Genomic DNA, 23,554 nt, shown 5'->3' on the forward strand with positions numbered 1-23,554 from the left:
TTAGTTCAGTTCAATGGCGAAGTAGTCACGCGCATTGTTAAAGCAAATATTTTTCACCATCTCGCCCAGCAGGTTGATGTCCGCCGGTGCTTCGCCCGCTTCCACCCAGCGGCCAATCATCTGGCACAGAATGCGGCGGAAGTATTCGTGACGGGTATATGACAGGAAGCTACGGCTGTCAGTCAGCATACCGACAAAGCGGCTCAGCAGACCGAGCTGCGCCAGTTGGGTCATCTGACGTTCCATACCGTCTTTCTGATCGTTAAACCACCAGCCGGAACCAAACTGCATTTTGCCCGGCATACCTTCGCCCTGGAAGTTACCGATCATGGTGCCCAGCACTTCGTTATCGCGCGGGTTCAGGCAGTAGAGAATGGTTTTCGGCAGCAGGTTTTCTTCATTCTGTTTGCTCAGCAGCTTAGACAGTTCTTCCGCCATCGGACGGTCGTTGATGGAGTCAAAGCCGACATCCGGCCCCAGCAGTTTGAACTGACGCAGGTTGTTATTACGCAGCGCGCCAATGTGGTACTGCTGTACCCAGCCGCGACGTGCGTATTCGGCGCCCAGGAATACCAGCACCGCAGTTTTGAACTGTGCGACTTCATGCTCACTCAGGGTTTCGCCTGCCAGACGACGTGCCAGGATGCTATCCAGTTCCGCTTCGTTCGCTTCGGCAAACATCACCACATCCAGCGCGTGGTCAGACACTTTACAGCCGTGAGCGGCAAAGTGATCCAGACGTTTGGTCAGAGCAGTTTGCAGATCAGCAAAGCGACGAATATCGGTATCGGAAACTTCACCCAGCTTCGCCATGTAGTCGTTAAAGGTCGCCTGTTCAATGTTGAAGGCTTTATCCGGACGCCAGCTCGGCAGCACTTTAATAGTGAAAGAGCCGTCTTTGGCGATCTCTGCGTGATGCTCCAGAGAGTCGATCGGGTCGTCGGTGGTGCCGACCATTTTCACGTTCATCTGCTGCATGATGCCGCGCGCGGAGAATTTGTCCTGCGCCAGCAGTTCGTTACATTCGTTCCAGATTTCATCTGCGGTAGACGGAGACAGCAGTTTGCCAGTGATGCCAAACGGACGACGCAGTTCGAGGTGCGTCCAGTGGTATAACGGGTTACCGATCGTGTGCGGAACGGTCGCCGCCCAGGCATCAAACTTCTCACGGTCAGATGCATCACCAGTACACAGGCGCTCAGCAACACCATTGGTACGCATTGCACGCCATTTGTAGTGGTCGCCTTTCAGCCAGATGTCATACAGATTCTTAAAGCGATAGTCTTCTGCGATTTGCTGCGGCGGTAAATGGCAGTGGTAGTCGAAAATCGGCTGGTCTTTTGCGTAGTCGTGATACAGACGGCGGGCAAATTCAGTATCTAACAGGAAATCTTCAGTCATAAACGGAGTCATTATCGTCTTCCTCTCAACGAGTGAGCTAGCTTGCTTAGGGTGCGATGCTGACAAAGTTATCACACCAATTTCCAGAGCCCGAAGATATTTTCGTGAGTTAGATCAATAAACGTAGTTAAAAAAATTACTCTCAAAGTGGTAAATCCCTCTGCAAGCCGCGCCAGTTCTGGCTTCGCTCTCATCCAGTAATGCCCCTACAAATATTCCCACATTTGTGATGGCTCTCACCTTTTAAAGTTGTATGACAAGTTATCTTTCTGCCGTCGCGAATCATAAGTCGACGGAATGCAAATTGCCGATTCATTCATTTGTTAGATGAATTGGGTTGACCGGTACGGAAGCCGAATTAGCACGAAACTTTCATGGCAGCGTTCGGGGTGTACCGGTTTTTTTTTCGGTCATCCGGTCGTAACTAACATCCTCTGCCCCAGGCAGGATGATGACCGCGCTTATTGCGGATATAACAAAACGATGAGGTTTTACATGCGTAAAATTAAAGGGTTACGTTGGTACATGATCGCATTGGTGACGCTCGGCACCGTGCTCGGTTACCTGACGCGTAACACTGTGGCGGCAGCTGCACCAACTCTGATGGAAGAGTTAAACATCTCCACCCAACAGTATTCCTACATCATCGCAGCCTATTCTGCTGCATATACGGTCATGCAACCTGTAGCGGGTTATGTACTGGATGTTCTGGGGACGAAAATCGGTTACGCAATGTTTGCCGTGCTGTGGGCGGTATTCTGTGGCGCAACCGCACTGGCTGGTAGCTGGGGCGGTCTGGCGATTGCCCGTGGTGCGGTAGGTGCGGCAGAAGCAGCGATGATCCCTGCAGGTCTGAAAGCCAGTTCTGAATGGTTCCCGGCGAAAGAACGCTCCATCGCAGTAGGTTACTTTAACGTTGGTTCCTCAATTGGTGCGATGATTGCGCCGCCGCTGGTGGTATGGGCAATCGTCATGCACAGCTGGCAGATGGCATTTATTATCTCCGGTGCGTTGAGCTTTATCTGGGCGATGGCATGGCTGATTTTCTATAAACATCCACGCGACCAGAAACATCTGACCGATGAAGAACGTGACTACATTATTAATGGTCAGGAAGCCCAGCACCAGGTTGGCGCGGCGAAGAAAATGTCCGTTGCTCAGATCCTGCGTAACCGTCAGTTCTGGGGTATCGCATTACCGCGCTTCCTGGCTGAACCGGCCTGGGGTACTTTTAACGCGTGGATCCCGCTGTTCATGTTTAAAGTTTACGGCTTTAACCTGAAAGAGATCGCGATGTTCGCCTGGATGCCAATGCTGTTTGCTGACCTTGGTTGTATCCTCGGTGGTTACCTGCCGCCACTGTTCCAGCGTTGGTTTGGTGTGAATCTGATTGTTTCCCGTAAGATGGTGGTAACACTGGGTGCGGTACTGATGATTGGCCCAGGTATGATCGGTCTGTTCACCAACCCGTATGTCGCGATTATGCTGCTGTGTATCGGTGGTTTTGCTCACCAGGCACTGTCTGGCGCGCTGATTACCCTCTCTTCTGACGTGTTTGGTCGTAACGAAGTGGCAACGGCGAACGGTCTGACCGGGATGTCCGCATGGCTGGCAAGTACGCTGTTTGCGCTGGTTGTAGGTGCACTGGCTGACACCATCGGCTTCAGCCCGCTGTTCGCAGTACTGGCAGTGTTCGACCTGTTAGGTGCGCTGGTTATCTGGACCGTGTTGCAGAACAAACCGGCGATTGAGGTGGCGCAGGAAACACATAACGATCCCGCACCGCAACATTAACGCTAAATGTAAGTTTTAGTTTCCCTTCAAAGCCGCCTTCTCAGGCGGCTTTTTCACCACTGCGAGTAGAGCTAAGCTCGCAAAAGTGGTATAACAAATATAGTCTGCCGTATCATGCCTGGAGCGCATATGGAAATCACTGAACCACGCCGTTTGTACCAACAGCTCGCCGCTGACCTGAAAGAGCGCATCGAGCAGGGCGTCTATCTGGTGGGTGATAAACTGCCCGCCGAACGTTTTATTTCTGATGAAAAAAACGTCAGCCGCACCGTGGTTCGTGAAGCCATCATCATGCTTGAAGTCGAGGGCTATGTAGAAGTACGCAAAGGCTCGGGAATTCATGTGGTTTCCAACCAGCCTCGCCATCAGCAGGCGGCGGACGCGAATATGGAATTTGCCAATTACGGTCCGTTTGAACTGCTCCAGGCTCGTCAACTTATCGAAAGCAATATTGCCGAGTTTGCTGCAACCCAGGTAACGAAACAGGACATCATGAAACTGATGGCCATCCAGGAACAGGCGCGCGGCGAACAATGCTTCCGTGATTCCGAGTGGGATTTGCAGTTTCATATTCAGGTCGCATTAGCGACGCAGAACTCTGCGCTGGCTGCCATCGTTGAGAAAATGTGGACCCAGCGTAGTCATAACCCGTACTGGAAAAAATTGCACGAGCACATTGATTCCCGTACCGTCGATAACTGGTGTGATGACCACGATCAGATCCTCAAAGCGTTGATACGCAAAGATCCTCATGCCGCCAAACTTGCAATGTGGCAGCATCTGGAAAATACCAAAATTATGTTGTTTAACGAAACCAGTGACGATTTCGAGTTCAATGCCGACCGCTATTTGTTCGCCGAGAATCCTGTCGTTCATCTGGATACTGTGGCCAACAGCAGCAAATAAACTCCCATTTCTGACAGGCGCAGCAACGCGCCTGTTCGCTTTATCAGTAAGCGAAAAGTATAAAGTGTCAGCCTGTGTAAATCCTCTCGCCACCCTCCTCTGCAATCAGCAAAATCAGACTCCACGGACATGTAATTTTGATAACGAACAACGTTGACCTTTGTTACAATTAGATTCAATTTGAATTTATGCTATTAAATGTTTTCTTATCTCACGTTTTAACAGGGAATAGTTCAGGCCGTATTGGTGTCTCGACCCGCAATATATACAACAACAGCAATAACCTGACGGGTGTGCATCATTTAAAACCGGCGTGGCGTTAACCGATTCACCAGGAATAATGAATGGAACTTTTGACCCAATTGCTGCAAGCCCTGTGGGCGCAGGATTTTGAAACCCTGGCCAATCCGTCGATGATTGGCATGTTGTATTTTGTCTTGTTTGTGATTTTGTTCCTCGAAAACGGCTTGCTTCCAGCGGCCTTTTTACCAGGCGACAGCTTGCTGGTGTTGGTTGGTGTATTGATTGCTAAAGGCGCAATGGGTTACCCGCAGACTATTATGCTGCTCACTGTTGCGGCCAGCCTCGGTTGCTGGGTCAGCTACATACAGGGGCGATGGCTGGGAAACACCCGCACCGTACAAAACTGGCTATCCCATTTACCTGCGCACTACCACCAACGCGCACACCATCTTTTTCATAAACACGGTTTATCTGCGCTGTTAATTGGTCGCTTTATCGCATTTGTCAGAACATTACTGCCGACCATTGCCGGACTGTCAGGGCTGAATAACGCCCGCTTCCAGTTCTTCAACTGGATGAGTGGCCTGCTGTGGGTGTTGATCCTGACAACCTTAGGTTACATGCTCGGCAAGACGCCGGTATTTTTGAAGTATGAGGACCAGCTGATGTCATGCCTGATGCTGCTCCCGGTGGTGCTGCTGGTGTTCGGCCTGGCAGGTTCTCTGGTTGTTTTATGGAAAAAGAAATATGGAAATCGGGGGTAAAGGATGCAAATACCTCGCATGTCGCTTCGCCAGCTAGCCTGGTTCGGCGCTGCTATATTGCTGGCTGGCACGCTGCTGCTGGCCTGGTCTGCGGTTCGTCAACAAGAATCCACGCTGGCGATCCGCGCCATTCATCAAGGGACGACGATGCCGGACGGTTTTTCCATCTGGCATCACCTTGATGCTCATGGAATTCCTTTCAAAAGCATCACCCCTAAGAATGACACTCTGTTGATTACGTTTGATTCCAGCGATCAAAGCGCCGCCGCCAAAGCGGTCCTCGACAGAACATTGCCTCATGGCTACATCATTGCGCAGCAGGACGATAATAATCAGGCCATGCAATGGCTGACCCGGCTGCGGGACAATTCTCATCGCTTCGGATAACTTCCTGTTATCCGAAACATATCACTCACTTTGGTGATTTCACCGTTACTGTCTATGATTAATAAGGCGGTGGTTAATACCACCGCCTCGTTGTCTGGACAATCGTTCCTCTGTAATGGGTCCGAGTCACAATGGAAGGTTCAAGAATGAAATACCGCATCGCTTTAGCTGTTTCTCTTTTTGCTCTTAGTGTCAGTAGTTATGCCACTACCCTTTGTCAGGAAAAGGAGCAAAATATCCTTAAGGAGATCAGCTATGCCGAAAAACATCAAAACCAGAATCGTATCAACGGCCTGAACAAAGCCCTTAGCGAAGTGCGGGCGAATTGTTCAGATAACCAGTTGCGTACCGATCATCAAAAGAAAATCGCGAAGCAGAAAGATGAAGTGGCAGAACGCAAACATGATTTAGCCGAGGCGAAACAAAAAGGCGATGCGGATAAGATTGCTAAACGCGAACGGAAACTGGCAGAAGCGCAGGAAGAGCTGAAAAAGCTGGAAGCGCGCGACTACTAATCCCCAATAGTTAATACTTACTCACCTGGAGAAAACTATGTCGAAAGAACACACTACGGAACACCTGCGTGCTGAGTTAAAATCCCTGTCCGATACGCTGGAAGAGGTGCTTAGCTCCTCTGGCGAAAAGTCAAAAGAAGAGCTGAGTAAGATTCGTAGCAAAGCGGAGCAGGCACTGAAACAGAGCCGTTATCGCCTGGGTGAAACCGGTGATGCCATTGCCAAACAAACCCGTGTCGCGGCGGCGCGTGCCGATGAGTATGTGCGTGAAAATCCGTGGGCGGGAGTTGGTATTGGCGCAGCCATCGGCGTGGTGCTGGGCGTTCTGCTGTCGCGTCGTTAATTATGGCGGACACTCATCACGCGCAAGGGCCCGGTAAAAGCGTTCTGGGAATCGGGCAGCGAATTGTAACCATCATGGTCGAAATGGTGGAGACGCGTCTGCGGCTGGCGGTGGTTGAGCTGGAAGAAGAAAAAGCCAATATCTTTCAACTTTTACTGATGCTCGGCCTGACGATGCTTTTCGCTGCATTTGGTCTTATGAGCCTGATGGTGCTGATTATCTGGGCAGTTGATCCGCAATATCGCCTGAATGCAATGATTGCCACCACTGTGGTGTTGCTGCTTCTGGCACTCATCGGCGGTATCTGGACATTACGCAAGTCGCGCAAATCCACCTTGCTGCGCCATACGCGTCACGAACTGGCAAACGATCGACAACTTCTCGAGGAGGAGTCCCGTGAGCGGTAAAGTCGAACGTGAACAACGTAAGGCACAGCTGCTTCGTCAGATCCAGCAGCAACGGTTGGATCTTTCAGCCAGTCGGCGTGACTGGCTGGAGGCAACGGGTGCCTATGATCGTCGTTGGAATATGCTGTTGAGCCTGCGTTCCTGGGCGCTGGTCGGCAGCAGCGTGATGGCTATCTGGACGATTCGCCATCCGAATATGCTGGTCCGCTGGGCCAGGCGCGGTTTTGGCGTCTGGAGTGCGTGGCGTCTGGTTAAAACCACCCTCAATCAGCAACAGCTTCGCGGTTAATCACCTCTCTGGCCGGAATCATTCCGGCCTTATCCCTCAAAAAATTTGAAGATTTTTGACAGTTTTCCTTGCTAACAATCATCGTTCACCACGTTTATTATTCTCTCCATCGACAGCAATGACGCTAATACCGCGCTCTTGCAGAAAAAAACAATCAGCAGCCTGAGCGGCGCAGTGGAGAGTAAGATGAAAAAATTAGAAGATGTTGGTGTACTGGTAGCACGTATTTTAATGCCGATTCTGTTTATTAGCGCAGGTTGGGGGAAAATTACCGGTTATGCAGGTACTCAACAATACATGGAAGCAATGGGCGTCCCGGGCTTTATGCTGCCGCTGGTGATCCTGCTTGAGTTCGGTGGCGGTCTGGCAATCCTGTTCGGTTTCCTGACTCGCACCACCGCGCTGTTTACCGCTGGCTTTACACTGTTGACGGCGTTTTTATTTCACAGCAACTTTGCCGAAGGCGTCAACTCACTGATGTTCATGAAAAACCTGACTATTTCTGGCGGATTCCTGCTGCTGGCGATTACCGGACCGGGCGCGTATAGCATCGACCGTCTGCTGAATAAAAAGTGGTAAGCACGCGCTATACTTAGCGATAAAAAACGAGGGGGAAACTCCTCGTTGCAGATTGTTGACAAAGTGCGCGTTGTTCATGCCGCATGCGGCGTGAACGCCTTATCCGGCCTACAAAAACATGCAAATTCAATATATTGCAAGAACCTCGTAGGCCTGATAAGCATAGCGCATCAGGCAGTTTTGCGTTTGCCATCAGTCTCAAACGAGGAGAAACGCTCCTCGTTTTTGCTATTGGAGGAGAGAAAAATGGGTCAACTGATTGACGGCGTCTGGCATGACACCTGGTACGACACCAAATCCACTGGCGGTAAATTTCAACGTTCAGCTTCTGCATTTCGTAACTGGCTCACTGCCGATGGCGCGCCAGGCCCCACTGGCAAAGGCGGTTTTGCCGCAGAAAAAGATCGTTATCATCTCTATGTTTCACTCGCCTGCCCGTGGGCGCACCGCACGCTGATCATGCGTAAACTCAAAGGACTGGAACCGTTTATTTCCGTTTCCGTGGTGAATCCGCTGATGCTGGAAAACGGCTGGACCTTTGATGACAGTTTCCCGGGGGCAACCGGCGACACGCTCTATCAACATGAATTCCTGTACCAGCTTTATCTCCACGCTGATCCACACTACAGCGGACGTGTTACTGTCCCCGTGCTGTGGGACAAAAAGAATCACACCATTGTCAGCAACGAATCAGCAGAAATCATCCGCATGTTCAATACTGCGTTTGATGCGCTGGGCGCAAAAGCGGGTGATTATTACCCCCCTGCTCTGCAAACTAAAATTGACGAACTTAACGGCTGGATATACGACACCGTAAATAATGGCGTCTATAAAGCTGGTTTTGCCACCAGCCAGGAAGCGTACGACGAAGCGGTGGTGAAAGTGTTTGAATCGCTGGCGCGACTGGAACAGATATTAGGGCAGCATCGCTTCCTGACGGGTAACCAGTTAACCGAAGCCGATATTCGCCTGTGGACCACGCTGGTTCGTTTTGATCCGGTGTATGTCACCCACTTCAAGTGCGATAAGCACCGTATCAGCGATTACCTGAATTTGTATGGCTTCCTGCGCGATATCTATCAGATGCCGGGAATAGCCGAAACCGTCAATTTCGACCATATCCGTAATCACTACTTCCGCAGCCATAAGACCATCAACCCAACGGGAATTATTTCGATTGGCCCGTGGCAGGATCTCGATGAACCGCACGGGCGGGATGTTCGCTTCGGTTAAACAAAGGCCCCCTTCGTGGTGCCTCTGGTTGTTGGCTAAGTGCGTGTTGTTATGTCGGATGTGGTGTGAACGCCTTATCTGACCTACAAAACATTGTACATTCAATATATTGCAGAACCCGCCCAGGCCAGATAAGCGTAGCGTATCTGGCGATTTTGCGCTTGCCCTTATCCTTCACAGCGCCTTATTAATTCATAACGGTAATATTTACTGCAAATTCATTCATGTCTATTCTTAATTTGCTGCTTTAAAAACAAGTGATTGAGCAAAATTGAGGCAAAAATGGACTGGTATCTGAAAGTACTAAAAAATTATGTCGGTTTCCGGGGGCGTGCACGGCGCAAAGAGTACTGGATGTTTATTCTGGTCAACATCATCTTTACGCTCGTGCTGGGACTGCTGGATAAAATGCTGGGCTGGCAACGTGCCGGTGGCGAAGGCATCCTGACGACTATCTACGGCATTCTGGTGTTTTTGCCGTGGTGGGCAGTGCAGTTCCGTCGCCTGCATGACACCGACCGTTCAGCATGGTGGGTGCTACTGTTCTTAATTCCGTTTATCGGTTGGCTGATTATCATCATCTTTAACTGCCAGCCGGGGACACCAGGCGAAAACCGCTTTGGACCTGATCCAAAACTGGAACAGGAATAATAATTAAGCACCTTGTGAAAGGTGCTTTATAGATTATTTTCCAGCGAACAACTTTGGAATTTCCCGCAGACACCAGGATTTTGCTTCTCCCATACTGTCGCGACGCCAGGCCATAATAATATCGATTTCACTGGTCGATTCCGGACTAACTACACGCAAACGCCCTTCAGCGATATCTTTTTCTACCATCGGGTACGGCATCGTTGCGACGCCAAGCCCTGCCAGCAATGCCTGACGTTTATCTTCAATGGTGCTGACCGTCAGGCGAGGTTGTTTATCCAGTAACTGTACGGTCAATACCGGGCGTTCACGAGCAGTATCTGCCACTGCAATTCCGCGATATTTCACGCGCGTCACTTCAGAAAGCGGTTCCGGCTCCTGATGAATCGGGTGCTCAGGCGCTGCCACGTAGACGTTCATCAAGGTGTAAAGCTTACGAGAGTTGATCTCCGACGAGGAACGAAAATGCATATCCGGCGCGATAACAATATCTGCTCGCCCCTGTTCCAGCCGCTCCCACGCCCCCGCCAGCACTTCGGTGATGATTGCCAGTTGGGTATTGGCTTTAGCCGCCAGTTTGTCGATCAACGGGAAAAAGGCAGGCGTGGGCACCAGCGCTTCAGTCACGATGGTGAGATGCGTTTCCCAACCACGCGCGAGGGCTTCGGCATCGGTGGTCAGTTTATCTGCGGCTTCCAGCAGAACGCGTCCCCGCTCCAGCAACATCCGCCCGACATTGGTGAATTTGGTGCGATGGCCCGAGCGGTCAAACAGCACCACATCGAGCTCTTCTTCCAGTTTTTGCATGGTGTAGCTAAGCGCGGAAGGCACGCGTCCCAGCTCATCGGCCGCCGCCGCAAAACTACCACGGCGATCGATCGCATCCATAACCCTTAGTGCTTCCAGCGTTAATGCCCTTTCTTTGGCCATTTCGTTCTCATTCAGGAAATTTGAACATACCGGGCAGAATATCTGGCTAACAATGTAGCGTCCAGCCCCTTACCATAAAAGGAAGTAAAGAGAGGTCAAGAATTATGATTACTACCCGAACTGCCAGGCAGTGTGGACAAGCAGACTACGGATGGTTGCAGGCCCGGTATACTTTTTCCTTTGGACACTACTTCGACCCTAAATTGTTAGGCTATGCCTCCCTGCGCGTGCTTAACCAGGAAGTGTTGGCTCCAGGGGCCGCCTTCCAGCCACGTACCTACCCAAAAGTTGATATTTTGAATGTGATTCTCGACGGAGAAGCAGAGTATCGGGACAGCGAAGGTAATCATGTTCAGGCCCGCGCCGGTGAAGCCTTATTGCTTTCTACTCAGCCGGGCGTGAGTTATAGCGAACATAATATCAGCAAGGACAAACCGTTAACGCGAATGCAGCTCTGGCTGGATGCTTGCCCACAACGGGAGAATCCGCTGATTCAAAAACTGGCGCTAAATATGGATAAACAGCAATTAATCGCCTCGCCAGATGGCGCGAAAGGTAGCCTGCAACTGCGCCAGCAGGTGTGGCTGCATCATATTGTGCTCGCCGAGGGAGAAAGCGCGAACTTTCAACTGCACGGTCCGCGTGCTTATTTGCAATCGATCCACGGTCAATTTCATGCGCTTACGCATCACGAAGAGAAAGCAGCGCTGACCTGCGGTGATGGCGCATTTATTCGTGACGAGGCTAACATTACACTCGTTGCTGATTCCCCGCTGCGCGCTTTGCTGATAGATTTACCTGTCTAGTTTTTTTACAGGGAGAAGATGATGAGTAAAAAATCGGCGAAAAAACGTCAGCCAGTAAAGTCCGTTGCAGCGAAAGAAACCACCCGCGCTACCAAAAGTTTTGGCTATGAAGAGATGTTGAGTGAGTTGGAGGCGATAGTCGCCGACGCCGAAATACGGTTAGCCGAGGATGAAGCTACCGCATAAAAACAGATTGCCGGATGCGGCGTAAACGCCTTATCCGGCCTACAAAACCAACAAATTGCACAATCCGTAGGCCGGATAAGATGCGTCAGCATCGCATCCGGCATCAGGTATAACATCCGAAATCCGGCGCTTACCTGGCCTTACTGGCCATAATCTCGATAATCTGCCGATCCGTTTGCTGCATTGAATGGCTTGCCAGCGCGCACAGGTTGGCGATTGACTGCTCAACATCATGCGCCACAATCCCTTCATTGCCGGTCACGGCGGTATCATCCAGCGCCATTAACACCGCTTTCCACGCCGCCGACGCACTGGTCGAAACCTTCATCGCGCAACTGTTCGACGCGCCATCGCAAATCATACCGCTAACATCACCGATCATGCTGCTGATCGCCATCGAGATGGTTTCATAACGCCCATCCACCAGCCATGCCATCCCGGCAGCGGCGCCCATTGCGGCGGTCGTTGCAGCGCACAGCGCAGACAAACGCGGTAACTGGTTATGGATATAAATCGCGCTCAAATGCGAAAGCATCAGCGCGCGCGCCAGCCGTTCATCATCTGCCCCGAAGTGTTCCGCGACCACCACCACGGGCATTGTCGCGGTGATCCCCTGGTTGCCAGAACCGGAGTTACTCATTGCCGGAAGCGTTGCGCCCCCCATACGCGCATCGGATGCCGCGCTGGTACGAATCACAATTGACGAGGAGAGATCTTTCGCCAGCAAACCACGTGCACACTGTTTTTCCAGCGTCGCGCCAATATGCAGCCCCCAGTTCCCACTCAAACCTTCCTGCGATAACGCGCAGTTTAATTTCGCAGAATCGAGAATAAAGCGGATCGCCTCAAACGGCACTTCATTGACGAACTTCAGGATCTCGGCCAGCGTTGTTCTGGAGAGCACCGCCAGCGGCGACTCTTGCTCGCCCTCTGCTACACAGGCCTGCTGGGTAAACACCACGCCATTGTGCGTCTCGATATGCACAATGTTGGTATGCCCGCCGACGATGGTGACACAAGCCCACTGCTCGCCGTTCCAGACTTTGGCGCGTGAGAAGAGGATTTCATCGCAAGGTTCCTGGATCTTGACCGAGACTTTCCCCGCCGCCAGCAACGCTTTGGCATCGGCAATTGCCTGCGCCGTTGCGTCTTTCAGCACTTCCAGCCCGGCGTTGGCATTTCCACCTAACGCCCCCAGCGCCGCTGCAATCGGCAGCCCCACCATTCCCGTACCGGGAACGGTAACGCCCAGACCGTTCTTCATCAGATTTGGCGAAACCCAGGCTTCTACACGTTCAACCGGACCTTCCAGTTCTGCCGCAGCAACCGCCGCCGCCAGCGCCAGTGAGATCGGTTCAGTACATCCCAGCGCCGGTTTTACTTCCTCCTGAACTGCAAGGATGTAACGCTGCCATAACGGATTTAAAGTCGAATCAAACATAATAAAAACCTTAAAAGTTCAGGTAAATCATGAAAATGCCAGGAACGGAGAAACGCAAAGCAACAAACCGGTGATGATAATCAGGTACAGAGAGGCACCTTTGTATTTGTGCAATGCCGGTACTTTGTAAACCAACCACGCCGGGATCAGGCACCCTACCATGCCGAAAATCGGGCTACAGATAGAGGTAAAGCTCAACACTGGCGCATTCAGTACGATGGCGCTCCAGGCCAGTAAAATGGCGAAAATCATGATGCCGCGCTGAACGAGATTTTCGTTAATCTTCTCAGCTGGCATCTTGCGGCGCAGGATGTTCATTACGATCCCTTGCGTTGCTTCGCGAAAGCCTAAATAGACGCCAAAGAACGCTGTCATTACGGCAAAGATATTGAGGATGACGCTAACCACTTTCACCCATGCTGCACCGTCGCCGCTAATAAACTGTGCGGCAATCGCCAGCGCGGAAATATTCTGCTCATAGGCTTTTACTGCTTCGTCATGTCCCATCGCCAGAGTGAACGACACTGCGTAGAAAAAGACGGTGACAAACAGGATCCCAAACGCAATGTTCATCGCCCGCAACGCTTTATGTCGCGCTACTTCGATCGATTTTTCTCGCGAACGATAGGAAATCACCATCGGGCTTAACGTCTGGATAAACAGAATCGAGGTTAAGGTAAACGGCAGTGTGATAATGGCGTTTTTCACCAGCAGCCCCAGCGGCGGCAGCGAACCTACGTTATACAGATGCCACATCCCGACCATCGATACACCCAGCGCCGCCACCACCAGCAGTTTGGTCAGCACCATGCCGGTCGAAATTTTGAATAACAGTTTCTCGCCGCGTGAAGAGATCGCTACCAGAATACAAATCAGTACCAGGCCATAAAACGGACTGTCAGACAGCAATCCTTCCGTCACACCGAAAGTATGCAGATAGGAGGCGCTATCGTTAGTGATGGCGGTGGAGTAAACAAACATCCAAATAACCAGCATCACAAAGTAAAGTGCACCTAACAAAATGCCCCAGTTTTTACCCAAATAACCACTAATGACACTCGGGTAATCTTTACACTCTGGAGATTCCGCCAGCGTATTAATAAACAATCGCTGAAACAGATACATTGCCGGGTAGCCAATCACTGATGAGAGCAAAAATACCCACAATCCCATCAATCCGACCTGCACCGGGAGAAAAACTATCCCCGCGCCAATCGCCATCCCAATACTCATAATCACCCAACCGGTGTCGGTACTGTCGAATTTGATAGCTTCACGCCATTCACTTTCACTCATTCCAGCACGACCCGCCGGGGTCGAAGCGTCTGCAATGACGCCTTTATTCGTTGCAATTTCCATAAGTTCTCGCTCAATATTTTGTAGGGCTTATTATTTTTTTCGAGCCGCATCAAGGCGATACGCGGTCTACGTTTTTTTGCAGGCGAGTTATTAGAATGAAGAAATGATACGCGTGAGGTCAGAGAAAATCTTCACAATCAAGACTTTGAAATAGCAGTTATGGATAATAATTTTCTATCAAATCAATCTAAGAGAAATAGTTATTCTCTATTTGCGGCAGATCACAATAAAAAAGGGTGCACATTTTGTGCACCCCAGTATAAACGTGGATGAGATATCAGCCGCAGACCACTTTAATGGCCAGTCCTCCGCGTGAAGTTTCGCGGTATTTATCGTTCATATCTTTGCCGGTTTCGTACATCGTCTCGATAACTTTATCGAGAGAAACACGCGGTGCAGAAGTGCGTCCCATCGCCATCCGCGCAGCGTTCACGGCTTTAACAGCATTAATAGCATTGCGTTCAATACACGGAATTTGCACTTGCCCGGCAACCGGATCGCAGGTCAGTCCCAGGTTGTGTTCCATAGCGATTTCCGCCGCATTGCACACCTGCGCCGGGCTGCCGCCCAGCAGTTCGGTTAACCCTGCCGCCGCCATTGAACAGGCCACGCCAATTTCGCCCTGACAGCCCACTTCCGCACCGGAAATGGAGGCATTCATTTTATACAGCGCACCGATAGCGCCAGCCGCCAGCAGAAAACGGGCAATGGAGCGCTCATTGAGCGGGCGGCGGAATTTATCGTAATAGGCCAGCACCGCAGGAATAATGCCGCAAGCGCCGTTAGTTGGCGCTGTCACAACACGTCCGCCAGCGGCGTTTTCTTCGCTGACTGCCAGAGCAAACATATTGATCCAGTCGATCACGTTCATCGGATCGTTAGAGATATTGTCGCTGGAAACCAGCAAACGCCGCAGCGCCACCGCCCGACGTGGCACATTGAGCGGGCCTGGCAGCACACCTTCGGTATTCATACCGCGTTCAATACCGTCATGCATCACCTGCCAGATACGCGAAAAACCAGCATCAATTTCGGCTTTGCTACGTAGCGCCAACTCGTTTTGCAGCATCAAACCAGAAATAGATAACCCGTTGTAATCACACATTTTCAGCAGCTCACCTGCTGAATGGAAATCGTAAGGGACGAGCGTTTCAACATCCAGTGACAGGCCGAATTGTTCTTCTTCGACAATAAATCCGCCACCGACTGAATAATAGGTTTTGCTTAACAGTTCTTCCTGCTCTTTCCACGCGGTAATACGCATCCCATTCTCATGACGGGGCAGCGTTTCCGCATGGAAAATAATGTTCTTTGCCACTGGGAAATCAACGACATGTGCGCCCGCTGCCACCGGCAACCTTCCGCTGCGCGTCACTAATTCCATAAATGCAGGTATCTCATCAATAACAACGTCCTGCGGACTATTTCCTGCCAGTCCCATGATGATAGCGATATCCGTGGCGTGACCTTTGCCCGTCAGTGACAACGATCCATAAAGATCGACCACAATGTGGCTCGTCGCGGTTAATAAGCCGCTCTTCTCCAGTCGATCAATAAAACTTTTTCCGGCATTCATTGGCCCCACGGTATGAGAACTGGAGGGACCAATCCCAATTTTGAAAATATCGAATGCACTAATCATATCCACACCCTCGGATTGCCGTTCGTGAAGAGGAGCGGAGCGACCCTGCGATCGCCCCGCTCAGGAGCTTTATGCGTTGCGTACCGCGATAGCTTCAATTTCCAGCTTCACATCTTTCGGCAAACGCGCTACCTGCACGCAGCTGCGTGTCGGGTAGGTCGCCTGATGCTCGTCAAAAAACTGCTTGTAGACTTCATTGATGGTGCCAAAGTCATTAAGGTCGGTAATGAACACCGTCATCTTCACGATATCGCCAACGGTCAGCCCGGCAGCAACCACGATCGCTTTGACGTTTTCCAGACTTAAACGCGCCTGATCTTTCACGTCCGCAGGGATCTCCCCTGTCTGTGGGCAAACCGGAATTTGCCCGGAGGTGAATACCATACTGCCTAAATCAACGCCCTGAACATACGGGCCGATTGCGCCTGGCGCACGTTGCGTTTCGATAATCTTTTTCATACATCCTCCGGCATCAAAGCGCCTGGGTAAAGGTACGTGAAATCACATCCTGCTGCTGTTCACGGGTCAGTGCGTTGAAGCGCACGGCGTAGCCAGAGACACGGATTGTCAGGTTCGGGTATTTTTCCGGGTGCTCAATGGCATCCAGCAACATTTCCCGATTCATAACGTTGACGTTGAGGTGCTGACCACCTTCCACATCAGCTTCGTGGTGGAAATAACCATCCAGCAGGCCGACAAGGTTGGTTTTGCGTACCGGATCTTCTTTACCCAGCGCCGCAGGGACAATTGAGAAGGTGTACGAAATACCGTCTTTGGCGTAGGTGAACGGCAGCTTGGCAACGGAGGTCAGCGAAGCCACGGCCCCTTTGCGGTCACGACCGTGCATCGGGTTAGCGCCCGGCGCGAACGGTGTTCCGGCGCGACGACCGTCCGGCGTGTTCCCGGTTTTCTGGCCATACACCACGTTAGAGGTGATAGTCAGAATCGATTGAGTCGGCACAGCATTGCGATAGGTTGGCAGAGCTTTAATTTTCTTCATAAAGCGTTCAACCAGATCGCAGGCAATGCTGTCTACGCGCTCGTCGTTGTTGCCATACTGCGGATATTCGCCGTCGATTTCGAAATCCACCGCCAGGCCGTTTTCATCACGAATCGGTTTCACGCGAGCATATTTAATTGCGGAAAGTGAATCCGTCGCCACCGACAGGCCCGCAATACCACATGCCATCGTGCGATAAACATCACGATCGTGCAGCGCCATCAGTGAGGCTTCGTAGCTGTACTTGTCATGCATGTAATGGATGATGTTCAGCGCGCTGATGTACTGCACTGCCAACCAGTCCATGAAATGGTCGAGGCTGCTCATGACTTTGTCGTAGTCCAGAACGTCGTCCATCAGTGGTGCTGTTTTCGGGCCGACCTGAATCTTCAGCTTCTCATCCACCCCGCCGTTAATTGCGTACAGCAGCGTTTTCGCCAGGTTAGCGCGTGCGCCGAAGAACTGCATCTGCTTACCAATCACCATCGGGCTGACGCAGCAGGCAATCGCGTAATCGTCGCTGTTGAAGTCAGTACGCATCAGATCGTCGTTTTCATACTGCAAAGAAGAAGTGACGATGGAGACTTGTGCCGCATATTTTTTGAAGGCAATCGGCAATGCTTCCGACCACAGAATGGTCAGGTTAGGTTCCGGTGCTGGCCCCATGGTGTGCAGTGTATGCAGATAACGGAAGGAGTTTTTGGTCACCAGGGTACGACCGTCCAGCCCCATCCCGCCGATGACTTCCGTTGCCCAGATAGGGTCGCCGGAGAACAGCGAATCAAATTCCGGCGTACGCAGGAAGCGCACCATGCGGATCTTCATGATGAAGTGGTCGATCAATTCCTGCGCCTGCTGCTCGTTGAGCACGCCAGCTTTAAAGTCGCGTTCAATGTAGATATCGAGGAACGATGCAGTACGACCCAGCGACATCGCGCCGCCGTTTTGCGATTTCACCGCCGCCAGGTAAGCGAAGTAGAGCCACTGCACCGCTTCCTGTGCATTCTGCGCTGGACGAGAAATGTCGAAGCCGTATTTCGCCGCCATTTCCTGAATCTGCAGCAACGCATGACGATGTTCTGCCAGCTCTTCACGCAGACGGATGGTGGCTTCCAGATCTTGCCCTTTTTCCAGACGAGACTGGAGATCGGCAAATTGCAGTTCGCGTTCACGGACCAGATAACTGATGCCGTACAACGCCACGCGGCGATAGTCACCGATAATACGTCCACGGCCATAACCGTCCGGCAGACCAGTCAATACGCCAGATTTACGGCAGCGCAGCATATCCGGTGAGTAAGCATCAAATACGCCCTGGTTATGGGTTTTACGCAGATCGGTAAACACGTATTCAAATTCGCTGTCCATTTCACGGCCATAGGCGTGGAATGAACTTTTAATCATGTTGATGCCGCCGAACGGATGCAGCGCACGTTTCAGTGGCGCATCTGTTTGCAGGCCAACAATTTTTTCCAGCGGCTGGTTGATATAACCGGCATCATGGGCAGTAATGGTGGTGGCAATATTGGTATCGAAATCAACCGGCGCATGGGTCGCGTTTTCGATACGAATACCTTCCATCACCTTTTCCCACAATGCCGTAGTGGCTGGCGTCGCTTCGGCGAGGAAAGATTCATCGCCTTCATACGGTGTATAGTTATGTTGAATAAAATCGCGGACATTAATTTCGTTTTTCCAGTCCGTACCTTTAAAGCCAAGCCATGCGTCGGCGTACAGCTTATCGCTGGTATCAATATCTACCTTCATGAAAAATAATCTCTCTACAATACTTCAACTAAATTATGCAAATTCTGCGGGTGCTTTAACTTTGCCTAAATGAATTGCATCTAGCGCAATCATTTTTTCTTCATTAGTCGGAATAACGGCGCAAATTACGCGCGCATTTTCACTGGACACAATTCTTTCACCGTAAGCGTTAGAGCGATTATTCATTTCTGCATCAATCTCTACGCCTAATACAGTCAAATGTTCCATGACCAGACGACGAATTAAACTTGAATTCTCACCTATTCCACCGGTGAATATAATTCCATCCAGGCGATGTAATGAGGCAGCGTGTCCGGCAATATGACGGGCAATTCGGTGAACAAACGTTTTAATTGCCAGTTGTGCACGTTCATGACCTTCATGCCAGGCTTTTTCCAGTACACGCAAGTCGGAAGAAAGACCGGAAATCCCCAATAGTCCCGATTCTTTATTCACCACGCGTTCCAGGTCGCTAAGACTCTGGTTGGTTTGACTGGCCACCCAGGACATCGCGCCGAAGTCGACATCGCCACTGCGCGTCCCCATCATCAGCCCTTCCAGCGGCGTCATCCCCATTGAGGTGTCCACGCTCTGCCCGTTACGAACCGCGCAAATAGACGCGCCATTGCCAAGATGCGCCACCACCAGGCCGGAGTCTTCTTCCGCTAGATCCAGCAGAGAATGCGCACGCTGGGACACATAGCGGTGAGACGTGCCGTGGAAGCCATAGCGGCGCACACCCAGCTCTTCGTAATATTTCCACGGCAGGCCGTATAAAAACGCTTCCGGGGCCATTGTCTGGTGGAAGCTGGTATCAAATACTGCTACCTGAGTTACGCCAGGAAATAATTGCTGGGCCGATTCAATGCCACTTAAATTGGCGTAATTATGCAGCGGCGCCAGTGGAGAAACGCGACGGATATTATCAATGACTTCATCGGTAATAATAGCGGACTCGGTAAAAATACTGCCGCCGTGAGCGATGCGGTGGCCAATTAAGGCCACGCTGTCATTTAAATTCCGTTTTTCCAGTTCAAACGCAATTGCCTTCAATGCACCTTCGTAGCTGTGGTGAGCCAGCGGTGCTGGCTCTCCTCCATTTACGGATAAGAATGCATTTTCCGAATTAATACCGTCGGCAATACCTGACATTAATACTTCACAGTTCGAGGCATCCAACACGGAAAACTTAATTGAAGACGAACCACAGTTAATAACCAAAACAACCGGAAATTCATTCATCTCTTTTCTCATCCTGAGTTACGGATTAAAACAGTTTGTACACGATGTTCAGGATGGTCAGCAGACCAATCACGGTAACAAACACGTTATCCAGACGACCACGGTATTTCGCCAGCGACGGCGCTTTACGGATGGCATACATCGGCAACAGGCACAGCAGTGAAGCGATAATCGGCGCGCCCATAGCTTCAATCAGGTCCAGAATGTTCGGGTTGGCGTAAGCAACTACCCAGGTGGAACCCATGATGAAGATCATGCTGATGGTGTTCAGTTTGCCGGAAGACACTTTCGTCTTATCGCCTTTGTAGCCGAACTTCAGTACCAGACCGTTCAGACCTTCCAGCGTTCCCAGATAGTGACCGAAGAAAGATTTGAAGATAGCAACCAGTGCGATAATAGAAGCGGCATATTCCAGTACGGTGGCGAACGTCGATTTCTCGCCGGACATGGAAGCAAAGTGGTTAGCCAGATAAGAAAGCACCGGAATGTTCTGTGCTTTTGCTTCCGCCATGTTTGCCGGAGACAGCGTAAACAGGCAGCTGAAGGCAAAGAACATGACCACGGCAACCATCAGCATGCTGGCACGGGAGATGATCTGTGAGCATTTCTGCTCGGTGAAGTCGCGACCGAAGTCTTTCTCATACTCTTCACGCTTAGAAACCACGAAGGAAGAGACGATTGGCGAGAAGTTAAAGGAGAAGACCATGATGGAAATCCCCAGCCAGACGGTGATCAGGATACCGTCATGACCGGTTAACGTCAGCGCGCTGAGGTCAACTTGATCAATAACAGCAGAGTTCCAGTAAGGGATCAGTGACAGAGAAATCAGTACCAGGCTGGCGATAAATGGCCATACCAGGTAACTCATCACTTTAACCATCAGATCCTTACCAAACCAAATGACGAACGCCATCAGCAGCAGCAGGAACAGCGCCACGAAGCCGCGGTTCAACGCCGCAAAGCCAAGCTGGTTTTCCCAGAACGTCATAAAGGTGTTGGTAATAGTGACGCCATAAATCCACAACAGTGGGCAAATCGCGAAGAAGTACAGGAACGTGATGACCACGCCACCCGTTTTACCAAAGTGCTCTTCCACCGTTTCCGTAATGTTGCCGGAAGGGTTAGAGCCAGAAAGACACAGACGCGCCAGCGCCCGGTGGCAATAAAACGCGATGGGGTATGCCAATACCAACATCAGAAGAATCGGGATCAGTCCGCCAAAACCTGCGCGGATAGGGAAGAACAGCACGCCAGCACCAATAGCTGTGCCGAACAAACCCAACGTCCATGTGGTATCTGATTTACGCCAGGACGATTGTTTTGTCTGGCTGGATACAATGCTATCTGAAGTACTCATATCCTATCCTCAACGAATTAATTAAGCGTCAACGAAACCGGTGATTTGAGAGACGCGAGAAAGATCGATATTGCCGCCGGAAATAATGCTGACGGTTTTTCTGTTTTGAATATATTGGTCTAATTTACCGCTTAATAACGCAGCACATGCCAGAGCGCCTGCGCCTTCGGTGACGACTTTATTGCGCTGAATTAAGGCAATCATACTGTTTCTGATTTCGTCTTCGCTGACCAGCACGATGTCATCGACTAATTCACGAACGATTTGGTAAGTTAAATTACCCGGGCGGGCGACATCACAACCATCCGCCAGGGTGCCGGTAGTTCGGTGCGTGGTTATTTCTCCCGAGTGGAAAGAAGCCGCCATGCCGTGAACGTTTTCTGATTGCACACCAATAACACGAATTGTCGGGTTAATAGATTTAATCGCTACCGCAATACCAGCAATTAAACCGCCACCGCCAATTGGCACAATCACATTATCGACATCATAGAGATCTTCCATAATTTCCAGGCCAATCGTTCCCTGACCGGCAATCACTTTCGGATCATCATAAGGTGGGATAAAAATACGGCCTTCTGTTTCGACAATTTCGCTAACTTTGGCGATGGTGTCGTTAAAGTTGTCGCCGTGCAGAACAACTTCAGCGGAGTAGTCACATGTCGCCGCGACCTTGGATTTTGGCGCACCTTTCGGCATTACCACTTTCCCGTCGATGCCCAGCATTGCGCAGGAGAGCGAAACCCCTTGCGCATGGTTACCCGCAGAACAGGCCACCACACCTTTGCGTTTTTCAGCATCGGTTAAAGAGCTTAATTTATTAAATGCGCCACGAATTTTAAATGAACCAGTACGCTGCATATTTTCAAACTTAAGGAATATTTCACCTTTGCAACGTTCACTAAAATAATTGGATCGAGGCATGCCTGTTTTATAAATTCGCCCAGCCAGTCGTTGTTTTGCTTCGATAATGTCATCAATAGCAACCGGGAGATCGTATGTAATATGCATGATAAACCTCTTAACCTGAATTAAATATGTAGGTAACCGTAACCGACACCCGAAAAAAGACAGGTGGATTATTTATGTTTGAGAAAAAACAAATAACTAATCAGCTTCTATTAATTGTCTTCGTCTACACCCATTATAAGATGAATACTCTTTGGCTAGTTCAACCAAAACCGATGCTGCTTTTTTAATACGATAATTTTTTGACCATACCGCGGCATATCGCGCCACGGGCAACGTTTCTTCAACCGGAATAGTAATAAATTGATTAGAACCAAAAGGTGAAGTCATATCACAAGGAATCACGGTTAAGAAATCAGCATTGAGAACAAGATTATAAATTGTCACGACTGAGTCGGTTTTAACGATGTTTTCAATACTGATGCCATTTCTTTGTAACGTGGTGAGAAGTTCGCTGTAGTATCCCATATTAGTTTGCGGCAACACCCACTGTTCGTTTTTCAACGACTCCAGCGTGGTAGTGCCGGTGCATGTTCGGGACTTGCTGGCCACCAGCACAAACTCGGACTCGAACAGCGGCTCAACATGCAAATCCTGAAGCTTCATCTCTGCACTTAACGTACCAATCGCAAAATCGAGGCGTCCGTCGCGGATAGCAGGTAAGAACGAGGACAACTGTGCTTCATACATTGAGACTTGTGCTCTCGGGAACACCTCTTTGAATTTGTTGATCATCCCGGACATAAAGGTAAAGCCAATTAGCGAAGGAAAACCAAATGAGACTTCCACCACGGCTTCAGAGGACATACCGCTTATCTCATTAACCATATTTTTCATTTCGCGGGTAATGGATTCGGAACGTGAGAGCAACAATTGACCGGCTGGTGTCAGCGTTACACCGGTATTTTTCCGTACCACTAATTCCACGCCAAAATAATCTTCAATATCGTTAATGATTTTACTTACAGCAGGTTGAGTTAAACCTAATTCTTTTGCAGCCGAGCCAATAGAGCCACTTCTGATGACTTCCTGAAAGACTACCAGGTGCTGCGTTTTAGGAAGAAGAATAGTGCTCATATCGACCTGCATTAATTACCTCATTGACGACATGAAGTGTATCAAAATGGAATGAATAGGATATGTGCGACCACTCACAAATTAACTTCCAATTGCTTTCCAGGCATCTACTTAAATCAATATAAATCTTTAATATCAATGAGTTGACATAATAAAATCAGCGTAAAGCCTGACTTTTATCAAAAAACATAGGGGGGGATAACCATATTTTATGGCGATAACAACACGCTTTATATGGCTTATTAAAAAATGTCCTGCGACGATAT

At 50.3% G+C, this 23,554-nt stretch carries 24 protein-coding genes; 13 read left to right on the plus strand and 11 right to left on the minus strand.

Annotated elements, in window-relative coordinates; translation table 11 throughout:
* Positions 1 to 1,413, minus strand: coding sequence for a glucuronate isomerase (uxaC, locus tag D9736_RS20670; protein ID WP_053292087.1), 1,413 nt, complete (start codon positions 1,411 to 1,413; stop codon positions 1 to 3).
* A 483-nt stretch (positions 1,414 to 1,896) separates the two neighbouring features.
* On the opposite strand from uxaC, the gene exuT reads away from it, so the two are divergent.
* The 11 genes from exuT to D9736_RS20725 all read left to right on the plus strand — a co-directional run bounded on the left by exuT (position 1,897) and on the right by D9736_RS20725 (position 9,512).
* Positions 1,897 to 3,195, plus strand: a complete 1,299-nt coding sequence (gene exuT, locus D9736_RS20675; protein ID WP_130259078.1) for a hexuronate transporter ExuT — start codon at positions 1,897 to 1,899, stop codon at positions 3,193 to 3,195.
* Between the two features lie 129 nt (positions 3,196 to 3,324).
* Positions 3,325 to 4,101 carry a transcriptional regulator ExuR gene (gene exuR / locus D9736_RS20680; protein ID WP_064529587.1) on the plus strand — a complete coding sequence of 259 codons (777 nt, stop codon included), beginning with the start codon at positions 3,325 to 3,327 and terminating at the stop codon, positions 4,099 to 4,101.
* Between the two features lie 344 nt (positions 4,102 to 4,445).
* Positions 4,446 to 5,108 (plus strand): DedA family general envelope maintenance protein YqjA, encoded by a 663-nt coding sequence (gene yqjA / locus D9736_RS20685; RefSeq protein WP_064529586.1) that lies wholly within the window; start codon positions 4,446 to 4,448, stop codon positions 5,106 to 5,108.
* A gap of 3 nt (positions 5,109 to 5,111) precedes the next feature.
* Positions 5,112 to 5,495, plus strand: coding sequence for an EnvZ/OmpR regulon moderator MzrA (gene mzrA, locus D9736_RS20690; RefSeq protein ID WP_130210390.1), 384 nt, complete (start codon positions 5,112 to 5,114; stop codon positions 5,493 to 5,495).
* 146 nt (positions 5,496 to 5,641) lie between these two features.
* Positions 5,642 to 6,010 (plus strand): DUF1090 family protein YqjC, encoded by a 369-nt coding sequence (yqjC, locus tag D9736_RS20695; protein ID WP_130259079.1) that lies wholly within the window; start codon positions 5,642 to 5,644, stop codon positions 6,008 to 6,010.
* Positions 6,011 to 6,047: 37 nt separating this feature from the next.
* On the plus strand, positions 6,048 to 6,353 hold the full coding sequence (locus tag D9736_RS20700; RefSeq protein WP_064529583.1) for a YqjD family protein: 306 nt from the start codon (positions 6,048 to 6,050) through the stop codon (positions 6,351 to 6,353).
* 2 nt (positions 6,354 to 6,355) lie between these two features.
* Entirely contained in the window at positions 6,356 to 6,760 is a 405-nt protein-coding gene (locus D9736_RS20705) for a phage holin family protein (RefSeq protein ID WP_130210384.1), read from the plus strand.
* The gene (locus D9736_RS20710; RefSeq protein WP_130210382.1) at positions 6,750 to 7,049 is read left to right on the plus strand and encodes a YqjK-like family protein; all 300 of its coding nucleotides are present in this window, start codon (positions 6,750 to 6,752) and stop codon (positions 7,047 to 7,049) included. The genes D9736_RS20705 and D9736_RS20710 overlap by 11 nt, the downstream gene beginning before the upstream one ends.
* Positions 7,050 to 7,235: 186 nt before the next feature.
* On the plus strand, positions 7,236 to 7,628 hold the full coding sequence (locus D9736_RS20715) for a DoxX family protein (RefSeq protein ID WP_063100739.1): 393 nt from the start codon (positions 7,236 to 7,238) through the stop codon (positions 7,626 to 7,628).
* 246 nt (positions 7,629 to 7,874) lie between these two features.
* Positions 7,875 to 8,861, plus strand: coding sequence for a glutathionyl-hydroquinone reductase YqjG (gene yqjG / locus D9736_RS20720; RefSeq protein ID WP_130210378.1), 987 nt, complete (start codon positions 7,875 to 7,877; stop codon positions 8,859 to 8,861).
* 282 nt (positions 8,862 to 9,143) lie between these two features.
* The gene (locus D9736_RS20725) at positions 9,144 to 9,512 is read left to right on the plus strand and encodes a DUF805 domain-containing protein (protein ID WP_130218283.1); all 369 of its coding nucleotides are present in this window, start codon (positions 9,144 to 9,146) and stop codon (positions 9,510 to 9,512) included.
* A 33-nt stretch (positions 9,513 to 9,545) separates the two neighbouring features.
* Here the strand turns inward: D9736_RS20725 and yhaJ are convergent, their stop codons facing one another.
* Positions 9,546 to 10,442 carry a DNA-binding transcriptional regulator YhaJ gene (gene yhaJ / locus D9736_RS20730; RefSeq protein ID WP_130218285.1) on the minus strand — a complete coding sequence of 299 codons (897 nt, stop codon included), beginning with the start codon at positions 10,440 to 10,442 and terminating at the stop codon, positions 9,546 to 9,548.
* Positions 10,443 to 10,546: 104 nt separating this feature from the next.
* Between yhaJ and D9736_RS20735 the strand changes: the two genes are divergently transcribed.
* Together D9736_RS20735 and yhaL are read left to right on the plus strand one after the other, a co-directional pair.
* Positions 10,547 to 11,248 (plus strand): pirin family protein, encoded by a 702-nt coding sequence (locus tag D9736_RS20735; RefSeq protein WP_130259081.1) that lies wholly within the window; start codon positions 10,547 to 10,549, stop codon positions 11,246 to 11,248.
* A 21-nt stretch (positions 11,249 to 11,269) separates the two neighbouring features.
* Positions 11,270 to 11,434, plus strand: a complete 165-nt coding sequence (gene yhaL / locus D9736_RS20740) for a protein YhaL (protein WP_130210466.1) — start codon at positions 11,270 to 11,272, stop codon at positions 11,432 to 11,434.
* A gap of 130 nt (positions 11,435 to 11,564) precedes the next feature.
* On the opposite strand, the gene cyuA is transcribed toward yhaL, so the two are convergent.
* The 9 genes from cyuA to tdcA form a co-directional block, all read right to left on the minus strand.
* Positions 11,565 to 12,875 (minus strand): cysteine desulfidase, encoded by a 1,311-nt coding sequence (cyuA, locus tag D9736_RS20745; RefSeq protein WP_130210816.1) that lies wholly within the window; start codon positions 12,873 to 12,875, stop codon positions 11,565 to 11,567.
* Between the two features lie 27 nt (positions 12,876 to 12,902).
* A complete protein-coding gene (locus D9736_RS20750; protein WP_130218289.1) occupies positions 12,903 to 14,234 on the minus strand; it encodes an amino acid permease in 1,332 nt (443 codons plus the stop codon).
* Between the two features lie 277 nt (positions 14,235 to 14,511).
* Positions 14,512 to 15,876, minus strand: coding sequence for an L-serine ammonia-lyase (gene tdcG / locus D9736_RS20755; RefSeq protein WP_130259082.1), 1,365 nt, complete (start codon positions 15,874 to 15,876; stop codon positions 14,512 to 14,514).
* Positions 15,877 to 15,945: 69 nt separating this feature from the next.
* Positions 15,946 to 16,335, minus strand: a complete 390-nt coding sequence (locus tag D9736_RS20760; RefSeq protein WP_064529572.1) for an enamine/imine deaminase — start codon at positions 16,333 to 16,335, stop codon at positions 15,946 to 15,948.
* A gap of 13 nt (positions 16,336 to 16,348) precedes the next feature.
* Positions 16,349 to 18,643 (minus strand): 2-ketobutyrate formate-lyase/pyruvate formate-lyase, encoded by a 2,295-nt coding sequence (gene tdcE / locus D9736_RS20765; protein ID WP_130218293.1) that lies wholly within the window; start codon positions 18,641 to 18,643, stop codon positions 16,349 to 16,351.
* Positions 18,644 to 18,676: 33 nt separating this feature from the next.
* Entirely contained in the window at positions 18,677 to 19,885 is a 1,209-nt protein-coding gene (tdcD, locus tag D9736_RS20770) for a propionate kinase (protein ID WP_130259083.1), read from the minus strand.
* 25 nt (positions 19,886 to 19,910) lie between these two features.
* Positions 19,911 to 21,242 carry a threonine/serine transporter TdcC gene (gene tdcC / locus D9736_RS20775; RefSeq protein WP_130210806.1) on the minus strand — a complete coding sequence of 444 codons (1,332 nt, stop codon included), beginning with the start codon at positions 21,240 to 21,242 and terminating at the stop codon, positions 19,911 to 19,913.
* A 21-nt stretch (positions 21,243 to 21,263) separates the two neighbouring features.
* Positions 21,264 to 22,253 (minus strand): bifunctional threonine ammonia-lyase/L-serine ammonia-lyase TdcB, encoded by a 990-nt coding sequence (tdcB, locus tag D9736_RS20780; protein ID WP_130218297.1) that lies wholly within the window; start codon positions 22,251 to 22,253, stop codon positions 21,264 to 21,266.
* 96 nt (positions 22,254 to 22,349) lie between these two features.
* Entirely contained in the window at positions 22,350 to 23,288 is a 939-nt protein-coding gene (tdcA, locus tag D9736_RS20785; protein WP_130210820.1) for a transcriptional regulator TdcA, read from the minus strand.
* Positions 23,289 to 23,554: the final 266 nt, after the last annotated feature.

The sequence above is a fragment of the Escherichia sp. E10V10 genome (genome assembly GCF_004211985.1).
Classification (GTDB): Bacteria; Pseudomonadota; Gammaproteobacteria; order Enterobacterales; family Enterobacteriaceae; genus Escherichia.